Annotated in this window: 13 protein-coding genes; 11 read left to right on the forward strand and 2 right to left on the reverse strand. The window is 59.8% G+C overall.

Annotated elements, in window-relative coordinates; translation table 11 throughout:
* Nucleotides 1–5 precede the first annotated feature (5 nt).
* The 10 genes from nuoL to AC1DPR_RS09985 all read left to right on the forward strand — a co-directional run bounded on the left by nuoL (nt 6) and on the right by AC1DPR_RS09985 (nt 12,167).
* Nucleotides 6–2,006, forward strand: a complete 2,001-nt coding sequence (gene nuoL / locus AC1DPR_RS09940; protein WP_018857048.1) for an NADH-quinone oxidoreductase subunit L — start codon at nt 6–8, stop codon at nt 2,004–2,006.
* On the forward strand, nt 2,006–3,517 hold the full coding sequence (locus AC1DPR_RS09945) for an NADH-quinone oxidoreductase subunit M (protein WP_018857047.1): 1,512 nt from the start codon (nt 2,006–2,008) through the stop codon (nt 3,515–3,517). The genes nuoL and AC1DPR_RS09945 overlap by 1 nt, the downstream gene beginning before the upstream one ends.
* Before the next feature lie 18 nt (nt 3,518–3,535).
* The gene (gene nuoN / locus AC1DPR_RS09950) at nt 3,536–4,981 is read left to right on the forward strand and encodes an NADH-quinone oxidoreductase subunit NuoN (RefSeq protein ID WP_018857046.1); all 1,446 of its coding nucleotides are present in this window, start codon (nt 3,536–3,538) and stop codon (nt 4,979–4,981) included.
* On the forward strand, nt 4,981–5,745 hold the full coding sequence (locus AC1DPR_RS09955; RefSeq protein WP_018857045.1) for a biotin--[acetyl-CoA-carboxylase] ligase: 765 nt from the start codon (nt 4,981–4,983) through the stop codon (nt 5,743–5,745). The genes nuoN and AC1DPR_RS09955 overlap by 1 nt, the downstream gene beginning before the upstream one ends.
* Before the next feature lie 17 nt (nt 5,746–5,762).
* Nucleotides 5,763–7,433 (forward strand): ribonuclease J, encoded by a 1,671-nt coding sequence (locus tag AC1DPR_RS09960; protein ID WP_018857044.1) that lies wholly within the window; start codon nt 5,763–5,765, stop codon nt 7,431–7,433.
* 3 nt (nt 7,434–7,436) lie between these two features.
* A complete protein-coding gene (mce, locus tag AC1DPR_RS09965; RefSeq protein WP_018857043.1) occupies nt 7,437–7,841 on the forward strand; it encodes a methylmalonyl-CoA epimerase in 405 nt (134 codons plus the stop codon).
* Between the two features lie 124 nt (nt 7,842–7,965).
* Nucleotides 7,966–8,247, forward strand: coding sequence for a DUF1467 family protein (locus AC1DPR_RS09970; protein WP_018857042.1), 282 nt, complete (start codon nt 7,966–7,968; stop codon nt 8,245–8,247).
* Nucleotides 8,248–8,822: 575 nt separating this feature from the next.
* Nucleotides 8,823–10,145 carry a proline--tRNA ligase gene (gene proS, locus AC1DPR_RS09975; protein WP_018857041.1) on the forward strand — a complete coding sequence of 441 codons (1,323 nt, stop codon included), beginning with the start codon at nt 8,823–8,825 and terminating at the stop codon, nt 10,143–10,145.
* Between the two features lie 16 nt (nt 10,146–10,161).
* Nucleotides 10,162–11,469, forward strand: coding sequence for a lipoprotein-releasing ABC transporter permease subunit (locus AC1DPR_RS09980; protein WP_113470092.1), 1,308 nt, complete (start codon nt 10,162–10,164; stop codon nt 11,467–11,469).
* 14 nt (nt 11,470–11,483) lie between these two features.
* Nucleotides 11,484–12,167, forward strand: a complete 684-nt coding sequence (locus tag AC1DPR_RS09985; protein ID WP_018857039.1) for an ABC transporter ATP-binding protein — start codon at nt 11,484–11,486, stop codon at nt 12,165–12,167.
* Here AC1DPR_RS09985 and AC1DPR_RS09990 read toward each other — a convergent pair whose 3' ends face one another.
* Together AC1DPR_RS09990 and AC1DPR_RS09995 are read right to left on the reverse strand one after the other, a co-directional pair.
* The gene (locus AC1DPR_RS09990; RefSeq protein WP_018857038.1) at nt 12,168–12,632 is read right to left on the reverse strand and encodes a DUF5680 domain-containing protein; all 465 of its coding nucleotides are present in this window, start codon (nt 12,630–12,632) and stop codon (nt 12,168–12,170) included.
* A gap of 68 nt (nt 12,633–12,700) precedes the next feature.
* Nucleotides 12,701–13,285, reverse strand: coding sequence for a hypothetical protein (locus tag AC1DPR_RS09995; protein WP_113470093.1), 585 nt, complete (start codon nt 13,283–13,285; stop codon nt 12,701–12,703).
* A 303-nt stretch (nt 13,286–13,588) separates the two neighbouring features.
* On the opposite strand from AC1DPR_RS09995, the gene dnaE reads away from it, so the two are divergent.
* Nucleotides 13,589–17,089 carry a DNA polymerase III subunit alpha gene (dnaE, locus tag AC1DPR_RS10000; protein ID WP_477816237.1) on the forward strand — a complete coding sequence of 1,167 codons (3,501 nt, stop codon included), beginning with the start codon at nt 13,589–13,591 and terminating at the stop codon, nt 17,087–17,089.
* Nucleotide 17,090: the final 1 nt, after the last annotated feature.

Raw genomic sequence — 17,090 nt, forward strand, 5'->3', positions numbered from 1 at the left:
AGGCTATGTTTTTATATAAGGCTATCGTCTTTCTTCCCCTGATTGGCGCGATCATCGCAGGCCTCTTCGGCCGCGCGATCGGCGCCAAGGCATCGGAATACGTTACCTGCGGCCTGATGATCATCGCTGCGGTGCTGTCGTGGTATGTCTTCATGACCATCGGCATGGGCCACCACGAAGGCGGCCCGATCAAGGTCGAAGTGCTGCGCTGGATCCAGTCCGGCGGCATCGACGTATCCTGGTCGCTACGCGTCGATACGCTCACCTCCGTCATGCTGATCGTCGTCAACACGGTCTCGACCCTGGTGCACGTCTATTCGATCGGATACATGCATCATGATCCGCATCGTCCGCGTTTCTTCGCCTATCTCTCGCTCTTCACCTTCGCCATGCTGATGCTGGTGACGGCCGACAATCTGGCCCAGATGTTCTTCGGCTGGGAAGGCGTTGGTCTGGCGTCCTATCTGCTCATCGGCTTCTGGTTCAAGAAGCCGTCGGCAAACGCCGCTGCGATCAAGGCGTTCGTGGTCAACCGCGTCGGCGACTTTGGCTTCATCCTCGGCATTGCGAGCCTGTTCGTGCTCTTCGGCGCGATCAACCTCGACACCATCTTTGCGAACGCTGCGAGCTTTGCCCCGGGCGAAGCCGGCGGTGAGGGCGGAGAGGTCGTTCTCAACCTCTTCGGCATGCACCTCGACAAGGCACACGCACTGACCGGCGCCTGCCTGCTGCTCTTCATGGGCGCGATGGGTAAGTCGGCACAGTTCCTGCTGCACACCTGGCTGCCGGATGCCATGGAAGGCCCGACACCGGTGTCGGCACTCATCCATGCTGCAACGATGGTTACCGCAGGCGTCTTCCTCGTCGCCCGCATGTCGCCGCTGTTTGAGCTTTCGCCGGATGCGCTCGTCTTCGTAACGACGATCGGTGCGATCACGGCCTTCTTCGCAGCAACCGTTGGCCTCGTGCAGAACGACATCAAGCGTGTCATCGCTTACTCGACCTGCTCGCAGCTCGGCTACATGTTCGTTGCTCTCGGCGTCGGTGCTTATGGCGCGGCCATCTTCCACCTGTTCACGCACGCCTTCTTCAAGGCTCTGCTGTTCCTTGGCGCCGGCTCGGTGATCCACGCCGTCGATGGCGAGCAGGACATGCGTTACATGGGTGGCCTGCGGAAGCACATTCCGGTGACCTTCTGGATGATGACGATCGGCACGCTGGCACTGACCGGCGTCGGCATTCCGTTCACGCCGTTTGGTTTTGCCGGCTTCTTCTCGAAGGACGTCATCATTGAAGCCGCTTACGCGTCGCATTCACCGGTCGCAGGTTTCGCCTTCACGCTTCTGGTCATCGCTGCGCTGTTCACGAGCTTCTATTCCTGGCGTCTGGCGTTCCTGACCTTCTTTGGTCAGCCGCGCGCCTCGCACGAAGTAATGCACCACGTGCATGAATCTCCCCAGGTCATGCTCGTGCCGCTCTATATTCTTGCCGCTGGCGCGGTTCTCGCAGGCGTTCTCTTCGAGGGTCGCTTCTACGGCGAGGAATATGCCGAGTTCTGGAAGGGCGCGCTCTTCACCTCCGAGCACAACGAACTGCTGGAAGAATTCCATCACGTTCCGGCCTGGGTTGGCCTCAGCCCGTTCATCGCCATGCTCGTTGGCTTCGTCACCGCCTGGTACATGTACATCAAGTCGCCATCGACGCCGCGCGTTCTCGCTCAGCAGCACCGCGTCCTGTACCAGTTCCTCTTGAACAAGTGGTACTTCGACGAACTCTACGACTTCCTCTTCGTCCGCAGCGCCAAGGCCCTTGGCCGCTTCCTGTGGAAGAAGGGTGATGTCGGCGTCATCGACGCCTACGGCCCGGATGGCGTCGCCGCGCGCGTCGTCGATGTTACCAACCGCGTCGTCCGTCTGCAGACGGGCTACCTCTATCACTATGCGTTCGCCATGCTGATCGGTGTCGCAGCGCTCGTTACCTGGATGATGCTCGGGAGTTCCTTCTGATGACCGATTGGCCTATTCTTTCAACGGTCACCTTCCTGCCGCTCGTCGGCGTGGTGCTCCTGCTGCTGATGAATGAAAACGGTCCGAGTGGCCGCCGCAACGTGCTCAACATTTCGCTGATCACGACGGTCGTGACTTTTGTCCTTTCGCTCCTCATCTGGATCGGCTTCGACAATGCGAACCCCGGTTTCCAGATGGTCGAGAAGCACAACTGGCTCGGCACCGGCATCAGCTATCATCTCGGCGTTGACGGGATCTCGATGCTTTTCGTGATCCTGACGACCTTCCTCATGCCTTTCTGCGTGCTGGCGAGCTGGCTGTCGATCGAGAAGCGCCTCAAGGACTACATGATCGCCTTCCTGATCCTGGAAGTGATGATGGTCGGCGTCTTCGTTTCGCTCGATATCGTTCTCTTCTACGTGTTCTTCGAAGCCGGCCTAATCCCGATGTTCCTCATCATTGGCGTTTGGGGCGGCAAGGATCGCGTCTACGCCAGCTACAAGTTCTTCCTCTACACGCTGCTCGGCTCCGTTCTGATGCTGCTCGCCATCATGGCGATGTACTGGCAGGCCGGCACGACGGATATTCCGGCGCTGCTCGCCTATAAGTTCCCGCCGCAGATGCAGACTTGGCTCTGGCTTGCCTTCTTCGCGTCTTTCGCGGTGAAGATGCCGATGTGGCCTGTTCACACGTGGCTTCCGGACGCGCACGTTCAGGCGCCGACGGCCGGCTCGGTCATTCTGGCAGGCGTGCTTCTGAAGCTCGGTGGCTACGGCCTGATCCGCTTCTCGCTCGGGATGTTCCCGGTTGCCTCCGAGTTCTTCGCACCGCTCGTCTTCGCTTTGTCGGTCATTGCCATCATCTACACCTCGCTGGTGGCGCTGATGCAGGACGACATGAAGAAGCTGATTGCCTATTCGTCGGTCGCCCACATGGGTTACGTGACAATGGGTATCTTTGCGGCCAACGCGCAGGGTTTGCAGGGCTCGATCTTCCAGATGCTGTCGCACGGCATCGTCTCCGGCGCTCTCTTCCTTTGCGTCGGTGTGATTTACGACCGAACCCATACCCGCGAGATTGCGGCCTATGGCGGCCTGGTCAACAACATGCCGAAATACGCTGTTGCGATGATGGTCTTCACTATGGCGAACGTCGGCCTGCCGGGCACCTCGGGCTTCGTCGGCGAATTCCTGACCCTGATCGGCGTCTTCCGCGTCAACACCTGGGTCGCACTCTTCGCCGCGACGGGCGTTATCCTCTCCGCCGCCTATGCGCTCTGGCTCTATCGCCGGGTCATCTTCGGCGCGCTGGAGAAGGAAAAGCTCAAAGCGCTGCTCGACCTCTCTCGGCGTGAACAGCTGATCCTCTATCCGCTGATCGCACTGACCATCTTCTTCGGCGTCTATCCGGCTCCGGTCTTCGATGTGACCGCTGCATCGGTTGACCAGCTGATCCATAGCTATACAGCCGCAGTCCAGGCAGCGCAGGACGTTGCGCTGTCGATGAAATGATGACGGGACTTTTGGGACATGACCTCTGAAACTATTCTCGCAAGCCTGCATCTTTCCATACCGGAGCTGATCCTCGCGGTCGGCGCCCTCGCGTTGTTGATGATCGGCGTCTTCTCGGGAGAGCGCTCCGGCCGTATGGTCAGCGTTCTCGCGATAATCGTGCTGGCCGCTGCTGCGCTCTGGCTGATCTTCCTTCCGAGCGAAGGCGTTGCCTATGGCGGCGTCTTCCTGTCGGACGGCTTCGGCCGCTTCATGAAGATCACCGCGCTGGTCGGATCGATTACGGCGCTCTTCATGTCGCTGGGGCTTGCCAAGGAAAATCAGCTCGACAAGTTCGAGTTTCCGGTGCTGCTCGTGCTCTGCACACTGGGCATTCTGCTGATGATTTCGGCCAACGATCTCATCTCGCTTTATCTCGGCCTCGAACTGCAGTCGCTGGCAATCTATGTCGTCGCTGCGATCAACCGCGACAGCGTCAAGTCCACTGAAGCCGGCCTGAAGTACTTCGTGCTCGGCGCGCTGTCCTCGGGCATGCTGCTCTACGGCATGTCGCTGGTCTACGGCTTCACCGGTCACACGCAATTCGCTGCAATCGCTCAGGCCCTGACTGTCGAAGGTGCTCGTTCGCTTGGCCTCGTCTTCGGCCTCGTGTTCATCCTGGCCGGTATCGCCTTCAAGATCTCCGCTGTTCCATTCCATATGTGGACGCCGGACGTTTACGAAGGCGCTCCGACCCCGGTCACCGCTTTCCTTGCCAGCGCTCCCAAGGTCGCGGCAATGGCGATGTTGACCCGCATTGTAATCACTGCCTTCCAGCCGGTCGTGGCTGACTGGCAGCAGGTCGTGGTCTTCATTTCGATCGCTTCCATGCTGCTCGGCTCCTTCGCCGCAATCGGTCAGCGGAACATCAAGCGACTGATGGCCTATTCGTCGATCGGTCACATGGGTTACGCATTGGTTGGCCTTGCTGCAGGCAATCAGACCGGCGTCTCGGGCGTCATGCTGTACATGGTCATCTACATGGTCATGACGCTCGGCAGCTTTGCGATCATCATGTCGATGCGCCGCAAGGACGGCACGGTTGTCGAGGAAGTCAACGACTTGGCTGGCCTGTCGACCACCAATCCGTTCATGGCGACGGTACTGACCATCCTGATGTTCTCGCTGGCAGGCATTCCTCCGCTCGCAGGCTTCTTCGCGAAGTACTTCGTGTTTGTCGCTGCGATCGAGGCGAAGCTCTACGCTCTTGCGATCATCGGCGTTCTTGCATCGGTTGTCGGCGCTTACTACTACCTGCGCGTCATCAAGCTGATGTGGTTCGATGAAGCCACGGGCGAGTTCGCTCGCGTTTCGGGCTCGCTCCGTCTTGTCTTTGGTCTCTCCGGCCTCTTCGTTCTCGCCTATGTCATCATCGGCGGTCCGATTGGCGGTGCGGCCGAGCTTGCAGCTGCGACACTCTTTTGATGAACTCCGAGGCACGGCGCCGGATATCGCTCGACGATTTCAGGCACGAGGCTCTGCCGGAGACGTCGTCCACGAACAGTGAATGCCTTGCCCGTGCGCGGGCAGGGGACCGCGGTCACCTCTGGATCACGGCGGAAAAACAGACCGGCGGCCGTGGCCGCCGGGGACGCCCCTGGGTTTCAGAGCGGGGCAATCTCTACGCCTCGCTTCTTCTCATCGATCCGGCGCCCATGGAGCGCCTCGGCTCGCTGCCGTTGGCAATTGCCGTCGCCGTGCATCAGGCCGTTCGCCGTGTGCTCCCGCATACGGCCGAGCCGCTGGAAGTGAAGTGGCCGAACGATATCCTGATCGGACGCAAGAAGACTTGTGGCATTCTCGTGGAAGGCGAAGCCCTGTCGGAGGGACGCCATGCGCTCGTCATAGGCATCGGTATCAACGTCGCATTCATGCCTGACAACCCGCTCTATCCGGTGACCTGCCTGCGTGAGCAAGGGAGCTCTGCTTCCCCCGAAGAGGTTTTCGCCCATCTTTTTGCATCGATGGCCGAAGTCCTGGAAGCATGGGATCGGGGCCGCGGCGTGCGCGAAATCACGGAACGCTGGCGCCAGGTCGCCTGCGGCATTGGCGAAAAGATAACGGTGAACCTGCCGGACCGGTCGATTTCCGGCCACTTCGCCGGAATTGATGATAATGGCCTGTTGATGCTCGATATTGGCGCAGGCAGGATGATGACGATTGCCGCCGGCGACGTCTTCTTTGGTTGATTGGAAAAAAGAATAATATGGCGAAGCAGGACGAATTGGTATTTCTGCCGTTGGGTGGCGTTGGCGAGATTGGAATGAATCTCGCCCTCTACGGCTACGGCCCACCGACCCACCGCCAGTGGATCATGGTTGACTGCGGCGTTACCTTCCCGGGGCTTGATCTGCCAGGTGTCGATCTTGTGCTGCCGGACATTCGTTATCTCGCCACCGAGCGCAAGAGCCTGAAGGCGATCTTCATCACGCATGCGCACGAGGACCACTACGGCGCGCTCGCCGATCTATGGCCCGGTCTCAATGTGCCGGTCTATGCCTCTAGCTTTACGGCTGGCCTGCTCGAGGCGAAGCGCAACTTTGAAAAGTCGGCCATCGGGGAGATCCCGGTGACATTGTTTACGGCGGGCGACACCGTCAATGCCGGCCCCTTCAGCGTCGAAGGCGTGGCGGTCAACCACTCCATTCCCGAGCCGATGTCGCTGGTGATCCGCACGCCACTCGGCAATGTGATCCATACCGGCGACTGGAAGATCGACCATGAGCCGTCGCTCGGTCCGCTGACGGACGAGACCCGTTTTCGCCAGCTTGGCGATGAAGGCGTTCTGGCGTTGATGTGCGATTCCACGAATGCCCTGCGGGATGGTGTATCGCCATCCGAGAAGGACGTCTCCGAGAGCCTGCGCAAGATCATCGAGAACGCCGAGGGCCGCGTTGCGGTGACGACGTTCTCATCGAACGTCGGCCGTATCCGAACGGTAGCCGAGGCGGCCGAGGCTGAGGGCCGCGAGGTACTACTGCTTGGCAGTTCGCTCAAGCGCGTGGTCGACGTTTCCCGCGATATCGGCCTGATGGAGGGCATCAAGCCGTTCATTTCCGAGGAGGAATACGGTTACGTCCCACGCGACAAGGTTGTCGTCATTCTGACCGGTAGCCAGGGTGAGCCACGCGCGGCCCTTGCGAAGCTGTCGCGTGACGAGATGCGCAACGTGGCGCTTGCAGCAGGCGATATCGTCGTATTTTCCTCCCGCGCCATCCCGGGCAACGAGAAGGCGATCCAGGACATCAAGAACGGCCTCATCGAGCAGGGTGTCCATGTCATCACCGACAACGAAGCCCTTGTTCACGTTTCCGGACATCCGCGCCGCAACGAGCTGCAGAAGATGTATGAGCTGACGCGGCCGAAGATCGTCGTGCCGGTGCACGGCGAGGCGACGCACCTGACGGCGCACAAGGAACTGGCGGAGCAATCCGGCATCCCGATCGTGCCGCGCGTGCGCAACGGCGACATTCTTCGTCTGGCACCAGGACCAGTCGAGGTTATCGACGAGGCGCCGCACGGCCGTATCTATAAGGACGGCTCGCTCATCGGGGATTTCGACGAGATGGGCATTGGCGAGCGCAAGAAGCTCTCCTATGTCGGCCACGTTGCCGTCAACGTCGTGATCGACAGCCGCTACGATATCGTCGGCGATCCGGACCTCGTTGCGATCGGTCTGCCTGTCTACGACGACGAGGGCGACGATATGGAAGATACGCTTTACGACGCTGCTGTCGGCGCCATCGAGAGCATACCGCGGGCACGCCGGAAGGATCTCGACCTGCTGCAGGAGTCGGTCCGCCGTGCGATCCGCGCAACCGCAAACCAGACCTGGGGCAAAAAGCCTGTGGTCACGGTCTTTGTTACGAAGGTCTGACCCATGCTCGGCCGGGTCAACCATGTCGCCATCGCCGTTCCGGACCTTGCGGCCGCAACGGCCGCCTACCGGGGCACGCTCGGCGCAACTGTCTCTGCCCCGCAGGCTCTGCCGGAGCACGGCGTCACAGTCGTCTTCGTGGAGCTGCCGAATACCAAGGTCGAACTGCTGGAGCCGCTGGGAGCGGACTCGCCGATCGCTGCTTTCCTGGAGAAGAACCCATCTGGAGGAATGCACCATATCTGCTACGAAGTTGCCGACATCCTCGCCGCTCGCGACCAACTGGTGCAAGGTGGTGCAAGAGTGCTCGGCAATGGTGAGCCGAAGATCGGCGCCCATGGAAAGCCGGTGCTCTTTCTGCATCCGAAGGATTTTTTCGGCACCCTGATCGAGCTGGAGCAGGTCTGAGCGGGCTGCGGCAGAGTGACCGAGACGCGGCAAAAACCGTCATTGGGGTCCGAACCGGCTTTGAGTTAACGGACATTTCGGCTTATAAGCACCGCAGTCGCAGAGAGCCTAGCGGGACAATTCGATGCTGCAGATATTTCTACAGGGCTTTGCCGTCTACTTTATCGTCTGGTGGATCACGCTCTTTGCCGTCCTGCCGATTGGCCTGCGCACGCAAGCGGAAGATAACGATATCGTGTTGGGGACCGTACACAGCGCCCCGAGCCGGTTTCGGCCGGTATTCGTCTTTTCGATGACGACGATCATCTCGGCTGTCATCTACGGGCTCTGGTATATCGCTTCGAATTACTTCGGTTGGGGTTTCGACGCCCTGCCGCAGATTGGCCCATCGTTCTCAAACGTTTAGGGCGTTTGCCCAGTTTTTGGGCGGATACAGATATTCGCTGTCACACACATGTCATGAAGTTGCGGCATGCAGTTGCCGTAACGGCAGGCGAGGCCTCACGCAACGGCAGCGAGGGGCTCGGATGGCAGAACGTGGTTGAGAAAAGCCAAAAAAAAACAAGGCTGAAAGCCTTGTTTTAAGTATCGCGTGATCCTTATCCGTTGCCGGGGCTGCGACGAGCGCGCCTAAGATCTGATCCTCCCAAGACTTGACCGCGAAATCGGCAGGAATTTAGCTCCCTGCCTGTTTTGTGGGCTAAAGCTAGCTCAAAGAATGGGCTTTGTCATCAGGTTTTTTTGCATTTTTGCTACACTCCAGCAAATTTTTTCTGTTCATAAGAATATCGTACAAACCATTATAATTTCGCCTTTTTCTTACTTTGTCTGCTTTGCGGGTGCGAACTTGCTTTAACGGCAGACCGCTTCAGCCCGCGGCGGGTTTCTTTCCTTTCGCGAAGCAGCTATGAACGCTGCCAATATTTGTGATCCGCCTTCGATTCCGCGACATGCGGTGTCTCAACAGTTCTGGAATTCGACATGCGCCTGTCTCGCTATTTCATGCCCATCCTTAAGGAAAATCCCAAGGAGGCGGAAATCGTCTCTCATCGGCTGATGCTGCGCGCCGGCATGATCCGGCAGCAGTCGCAGGGCATCTATTCCTGGCTGCCCCTCGGCAAGCGCGTTCTCGACAAGGTCAACAACATCATCCGCGAGGAGCAGAATCGCGCCGGCGCGATCGAACTGTCGATGCCGACGCTGCAGTCCGCCGAGCTCTGGCAGGAAAGCGGTCGCTACGACGCCTATGGCAAGGAGATGCTGCGCATCACGGACCGCCAGGATCGCCCGATGCTGTACGGCCCGACGAACGAGGAAATGGTCACGGATATCTTCCGGTCCTACGTGAAGTCCTACAAGAGCCTGCCGCTCAACCTGTATCACATCCAGCTGAAGTTCCGCGACGAGATCCGCCCGCGCTTCGGTACCATGCGCTCGCGTGAATTCATGATGAAGGACGCCTATTCCTTCGATCTGACTCGCGAAGGTGCGGAGCATTCCTACAACAAGATGTTCACCGCCTATCTGCGGACGTTCGATCGCCTCGGCCTGCGTGCGATCCCGATGCGTGCAGACACTGGTCCGATCGGTGGCAATCTCAGCCACGAATTCATCATCCTGGCCGACACCGGCGAATCCGAAGTGTTCTGCCACAAGGACTTCGTGAACTTCGATATCCCGGCTGAAGGCACCGACTTCGACAGCGTCGAGGGCCTGAAGGCTGTTTTCGACAAGTGGACGTCGCTTTATGCCGCCACATCGGAGATGCACGACGAAGCGGCGTTCAACGCCGTTCCGGAAGGCGAGCGTCTCTCTGCGCGCGGCATTGAAGTGGGTCATATCTTCTACTTCGGCACGAAGTATTCCGAGCCGATGGGCGCGAAAGTGCAAGGTCCTGATGGCAAGGAACATACGGTCCACATGGGTTCCTACGGGATTGGCCCGACCCGCCTTGTTCCCGCCATCATCGAAGCATCGCATGATGAGAACGGAATCATCTGGCCGGCGTCGGTAGCGCCGTTCGATGCGGTCGTGATCAACATGAAGGCCGGTGATGCGGCGTGCGATGCAGCCTGCGAGAAGATCTATGCGGCGCTCTCGAATGCCGGCAAGGACGTCCTCTACGATGATACGGACGATCGCGCCGGAACGAAATTTGCGACCGCCGACCTGATCGGTGTTCCGCTGCAGATCATCGCCGGCCCGCGTGCGGTCGCGAGCGGCGAAGTCGAAGTGAAGGACCGCAAAACGGGCGCCCGCGAAACGATGACCATCGACGCGGCGATCAACAAGCTCTTGGGCTAAGAAGGCGGGAGGCAGGATGGCAGATGTAGCGGTGAGCCAGCAGGGTTCTAAATCCGGCTCGGCGCCGGCCAGCCGGCCATTTTCCGCCTTCGAACGGCTTGTGGCGTGGCGCTATCTGCGCGCCCGCCGCAAGGAGGCGTTCATTTCGGTGATCGCCGGTTTCTCCTTCATCGGCATCATGCTCGGCGTTGCGACGCTGATCATCGTCATGGCTGTCATGAACGGCTTCCGTACGGAGCTGATCTCCCGCATTCTGGGCATCAACGGTCACATGATCGTTCAGCCCGTCGATACTCCGTTCACGGACTATCCGGCGTTGACCGACAAGCTTGCCGGCGTGCCGGGCATTAAGCTTGCGCTGCCGCTGGTCGAGGGCCAGACATTGGCCTCAGGTCAGGGCGGTGCGGGCACGGGCGCGCTGGTACGCGGCATCCGACCTGAAGACCTGGAAAAGGTGAAGACCGTCTCCGGTAATATCAAGTCCGGTGATCTGGTCGGTTTTGCCGCCGGGCAGGGCGTGTTGATCGGTTCGGGCATGGCTGCCCAACTCGGCCTCCAGGCAGGCGACAACATTACGCTGATATCACCGGAAGGTGACGTCACACCGATGGGCGTCAATCCGCGGGTGAAGTCCTACAAGGTCTCCGGCATTTTCGAGATCGGCATGTCGGAATACGACGCGACGATCATCTACATGCCGCTTGAGGAAGCGCAGCTCTATTTCAATGCCGAGGGCCTGGTTCAATCCATCGAGCTTTTCGTCGACAATCCCGACGACATTGACAATATGCGGCCGAAGGTCGAGGCCGCAGCCGGTCGGCAAATTGCGATTACCGACTGGCGCCAACGCAACCAGACCTTCTTCTCGGCGCTCGAGGTTGAACGGAACGTGATGTTCATGATCCTGACGCTCATCGTCCTCGTTGCGGCGCTGAACATCATTTCCGGCCTCATCATGCTGGTGAAGGACAAGGGCAGCGATATCGCGATCCTGCGCACGATGGGCGCGAGCTCTGGCGCGATCATGCGCATCTTCTTCATGACCGGTGCGGCGATCGGTGTCGTCGGAACGATAGCCGGTGTCCTGCTTGGTATCGTTGTCTGTATCAATATCGAGAAAATCCGCGAGTTCTTTTCTTGGGTTTCCGGCACGGTGCTGTTCGACCCGCAACTCTACTTCCTCAGCCAGCTGCCTGCGGAAATGAGTATGAGAGAGACGCTTTCAGTTGTGATCATGGCGCTGACCCTGTCCTTCCTCGCCACCATCTTCCCGGCATGGCGAGCCTCCAAGCTCGATCCCGTGCAGGCCCTGCGCTACGAATAAGGAATGCTCTCTTCATGAAGCGGAATACCGTTCTCAAGCTTTCCGGTGTCGAGCGCCACTATGGTCAGGGCGAGACGCTGCTCTCGATCCTCAAGGGTGCGGACTTCACGCTGAACAGCGGCGAAATCGTCGCCCTTGTCGCGCCGTCAGGCACAGGCAAGTCGACGCTTCTACATATTGCCGGCCTGCTTGAGCACCCCGATGGCGGCGAGGTGATCATCAACGGAAAGGCCTGCGATGGTTTGCCGGACGATAAGCGCACCGCGATTCGCCGCAGCGAAATCGGCTTCGTCTATCAATTCCACCATCTGCTGCCGGAATTTTCCGCGATCGAGAATATCATGATGCCGCAGATGATCGCAGGGCTGCCGCGTAAGGAAGCGAAGGAGCGAGCCGGCCAGCTGCTCGATTATATGCGCATAGGCCATCGCGGCGCGCATCGCCCCGGAGAGCTTTCCGGTGGCGAGCAGCAGCGTGTGGCGATTGCGCGTGCCGTCGCGAATGCGCCAAGCCTGCTGCTGGCGGACGAGCCGACTGGCAACCTTGATCCTGAAACGGCAAGCTATGTCTTTGACGCGCTTGAAGCGCTGGTGCGTCAATCAGGCCTGGCGGCGCTGATCGCGACCCACAATCACGAACTCGCCGGGCGCATGGACCGCCGCGTGACTATCGCCGACGGCAAGGTCGTGGATTTCTGATTAGGGGTGGATGAGACCGCCACGGTAGTCCAATTCGTAGGCTCTGCGCTCGTTCACGACGATCACTTCGCGACCGCTGAAATGGCTGCAGTCCCCTATGCTTTGATCGGCATAGTAACCGAAGGCGTGCTCGAACTCCATGCCGCCGAGGAAGCGCCGATATTCGGCATACATTTTTGACAGTGCAGCCTTGATCACCGTTCCCGCCCGTTCTCCGTCGATCAGCGAATGCTCGACGATGCGTCCGAAGTAGTTCATCGCCCAGACCGGTTCGCTCTCCAGCCAGACCACTTCTTGCCCGGCGAAATCTGCGCCGCCGAAATAGCTGTCGAGATAGCGCCAGGCGCCGCGCTGATATCCGATGTCGCGCGATCCTGTCCGGCAGGCGGGCACAGGGCTTCCGCCACCGACATAGGTATTCGCCTTCGCCTCGACGATGAAACTGTTCAATGCGACAATATCCATGGCGTTCCCTCCGCTCGACAGCGTCTCAACAACGCTATTAAATGTAAAGAACAAAATAAGAACAAGCCTCACGGTCCGCAGATCGTTTGTCCAGTGTCGTCGTTCCACTCAGCGATCGGGAGGACACGTGGCTCGGCTTTGACATCCTTGCCATCCTTCTGCAGCTTGCCGGTCAGTGCATTGTAGTCGCAGGAGCCGGCGGCATTGGGGTCGAGCGTGTCGTAGTGGTTGTAGGTATAGCCGGCAACGACGAACTGCTTGTTCCGATAGGCCACCGTCAGCGTCTGGTCCCAGCGATCGCGCCCGATCGCGCTGTTCTGTGAGTGTACGGCGATGGAGGATTTGCCGACGGCCTTCAACGACGGTTCCTGTCCGAAGACGCCGTCCGCATTGGTGCTGCCCCAGATCTTGTTTGGTGCGGCCAGCGAAAGCCGCAGAAGTTCGTGGTCGCTGTCACGAAGATAGAGGTAGATGCCGATTTGATCATAGTTGGCGCCCTCCTCGGGAGCAACCAGCAGCGCGAGGTCCGCACGCCCATCGCCATCCCAATCCCCCGTCGCCGCGTCGACGATCCGCGTGGGATCGATTTGCTCGGCTCGAGCGGTAAACGCCGCCGATAGAGCCAATCCAGCAATTAATACAAACTTAAACATGCTTTTCTCCCATCGCCATGCGGTCAGCAAAACGGAAAAGAATCCTGTTGACAATAGAACAATAGCGGAACAAATTGAAAACATAAGAGAACAGGAGAGCCAAATGACTGACTTGATCCGTGATATCGCAGCATTCACCTCCATCGCAATGTTCGTTGCCAGCTTCTCGCTTATCTGCATGGCAATGTAAGAATTCCGGGGACCGCATGGCTGCCATGCGGTCCGAGCGCAGCCCTTGTCTGGACATCAACCCCTCAATGCTGAGAATAGACCTGATTGATTCAGGTGATCGGAAGGCATGTCATGGCGGGTGCGGAGAAAGACGCGGAAGGCGGTTTCATCGGTGGTACGCCGGGCTTCGTTCACCTTCGGGTCCACTCGGCCTATTCGCTCCTTGAAGGTGCGCTGCCGCTTAAGAAGATCCTCTACAAGGCGTCGGGCGACAGCCAGCCGGCCATAGCGATCACCGACACCAACAACCTGTTCGTCGCCCTCGAATTCTCACAGAAGGCGATGGACGAGGGCCTTCAGCCGATCATCGGCTGCCAGGTCTCGATCGACATGGAGGATGGACTGGAGACGGAACGGCGCGGCGGCCAGCAGGCGCTCGCCAAGCTGCCGTCGCTGGTGCTCCTTGCGGCCACCGACGCCGGCTACGAGCGGCTGGTGGACCTTGTCAGCCGCGCCTATCTCGGCGGCGAGGGCAACGGTCAATCGATCCACATTCGTGCCTCCTGGCTCGACGAGATCGGCACCGACGGCCTGATCGCTTTGACCGGCGCCCTGACGGGGCCGGTCGACGTGGCGCTGAAGGATGGGCATGCCGCCCAGGCGGAAGCACGCCTCCTGCTGCTGAAGCGCCATTTCGGTGACCGGCTCTATGTTGAGTTGCAGCGGCACGGCACTTACGACAAGCGCCATGAGCAGAAGCTCGTCGGCCTTGCCTATGAGCACGACCTGCCGTTGGTCGCCACCAACGAAGCCTTTTTCCCGACCCGTGACGACTATGATGCGCATGACGCCCTGATGGCCGTCGCCCACAACGCCATCGTTTCGGATGATACCCGGTTTCGCCTGACGCCTGATCACTACCTGAAAAGCCGCGCCGAAATGGCGAAGCTGTTTGCGGATTTGCCGGAGGCGCTGGAAAACACCATCGAGATCGCGCGGCGCTGCTCGTTCATCCTGAAGACGCGCAAGCCGATCCTGCCGCGTTTCACCGGCGCCACCGCCGATCCCGAGGAGGCGGAACGCGAAGAGGCACTCGAACTGCGCCGGCAGGCGGAGGAGGGGCTGGATAAGCGCCTTGCCACTCTCGGCATGTCGCCCGGCTATGAGGAGAAGGATTACCGCGAGCGCCTGGAATTCGAGCTGAGCGTCATCGAGCGCATGAAATTCCCGGGTTACTTCCTCATCGTTTCGGACTTTATCAAATGGGCAAAACAGCATGACATCCCCGTCGGCCCGGGCCGCGGCTCCGGTGCAGGCTCTCTCGTTGCCTACGCGCTGACGATCACTGACGTTGATCCCTTGCGCTTCTCGCTGCTCTTCGAACGCTTCCTCAACCCGGAACGCGTCTCGATGCCCGACTTCGATATCGACTTCTGCCAGGACCGCCGCGAAGAGGTGATCCGTTATGTGCAGCGCAAGTACGGCCGCGAACAGGTCGCGCAGATCATCACCTTCGGTTCGCTGCAGGCCCGCGCGGCGCTGCGCGACGTCGGCCGTGTGCTGGAGATGCCCTACGGTCAGGTCGACAAGATCTGTAAGCTGGTGCCGAACAATCCGGCCAACCCGACGCCGCTGTCGAAGGCGATCGAGGAAGAGCCGAAGCTGCAGGAGGAGGCCGACAAGGAGCCGGTCGTCGCCCGCCTGCTCGATATCGCCCAGAAGATTGAAGGTCTCTACCGCCACGCATCGACCCACGCTGCCGGTATCGTCATCGGCGACCGCCCGCTGTCGAAGCTGGTGCCGATGTACCGCGATCCGCGTTCCGACATGCCTGTCACCCAGTTCAACATGAAGTGGGTCGAGCAGGCCGGCCTCGTCAAGTTCGACTTCCTCGGGCTGAAGACGCTGACCACGTTGAAGGTCGCCGTCGATTTCGTCGCCAAGCGTGGCATCAAGGTCGATCTTGCCTCGATCCCGCTGGACGATAAGCTGACCTACGAGATGCTCTCGCGCGGCGAAACGGTTGGCGTGTTCCAGGTTGAAAGTGCGGGCATGCGCAAGGCGCTGATCGGCATGAAGCCGGACTGCATCGAGGACATCATCGCACTCGTGGCGCTTTATCGCCCAGGCCCGATGGAAAACATCCCGGTCTACAATGCCCGCAAGCACGGCGAGGAAGAGATCGAGTCGATCCATCCGACGATCGACTACCTGCTGAAGGAAACGCAGGGGGTTATCGTCTACCAGGAGCAGGTGATGCAGATCGCCCAGGTCCTGTCGGGCTACTCGCTCGGTGAAGCCGACCTTCTGCGTCGCGCCATGGGTAAGAAGATCAAGGCGGAGATGGACCAGCAGCGCGAGCGCTTCGTCGATGGCGCCGTCAAGAACGGCGTGAAGAAGCCGCAAGCCGATGTGATCTTCGACCTGCTCGCCAAGTTCGCCAACTACGGTTTCAACAAGTCTCACGCCGCCGCTTACGCGATCGTTTCCTACCAGACCGCCTATATGAAGGCGCATTATCCGGTCGAGTTCCTCGCCGCGTCGATGACGCTCGATATGTCGAACACCGAAAAGGTCAACGACTTCCGGCAGGACGCCAAGCGTCTCGACATCGAGGTAATCCCTCCTTCGGTACAGACCTCGTTCCGCCATTTCGAGACCGGCGACAACAGGATCTACTACGCGCTGGCGGCGCTGAAGGGGGTCGGCGAATCGGCTGTCGATCATATCGTGGAGGTCCGCGGTGGCACTCCATTCGCGAGCCTTGAGGATTTCTGCCTGCGCATTGATCCGCGACAGGTGAACCGCCGCGTGCTGGAAAGCCTGATCTTCGCCGGTGCTTTCGATTGTTTCGGGCTCGACCGCGCGCAACTGGCGGGCGGGCTCGACCGCATCATGGGCTACGCCCAGCGTGCGCAGGAAAACAAGCTGAGCGGCCAGTCGGATATCTTCGGCAGCGCTCTTTCATCCGGCCCAGAGAGAATCTCGCTGCCGCCGTTTTCGCCGTGGCTGGCCTCGGAAAAGCTGCTCAAGGAATTCCAGGTCCTGGGCTTCTACCTGACCGCGCATCCGCTCGATAGCTACCAGAGCATTCTGCAGAAGATGCGCGTGCAGACCTTCGCCGAGTTTTCGGTGGCCGTGAAGCAGGGCGCGAGCAACGGCCGCCTTGCGGGCACCGTCATTTCCAAGCAGGAGCGCAAGACCAGGACCGGCAACAAGATGGGTATCATCGTGTTCTCCGACTCCTCGGGTCAGTTCGAAGCCGTTCTGTTCTCCGAGATGTTGAACCAGTATCGCGACGTGCTGGAGTCCGGAAAGTCCTTCGTTATCACGGCGACAGGGGAAGAGCGGCCGGAAGGCATCGGCCTTCGCCTGCAGACCATTCAGTCGCTGGAAGAGAAATCGCTGCAGATGCAGAAGGCCCTGCGCGTCTACGTGCGCGATTCCGGGCCGCTTCGTGCCGTCGCGGCACACCTCAATGCCAAGGGCGATGGCCTTGTCTCCTTCATCGTGATCAAGGAGGAAGGCAAGCGCGAGGTGGAAGTCGAGCTTCCGCAGAAATATCGTATCACGCCGGAGATTGCTGCCGCACTGCGCGCAGCGCCCGGCGTCATCGACGTCGAGCTGGTCTGAC

It is taken from the genome of Rhizobium sp. 01T417 (assembly GCF_056398905.1).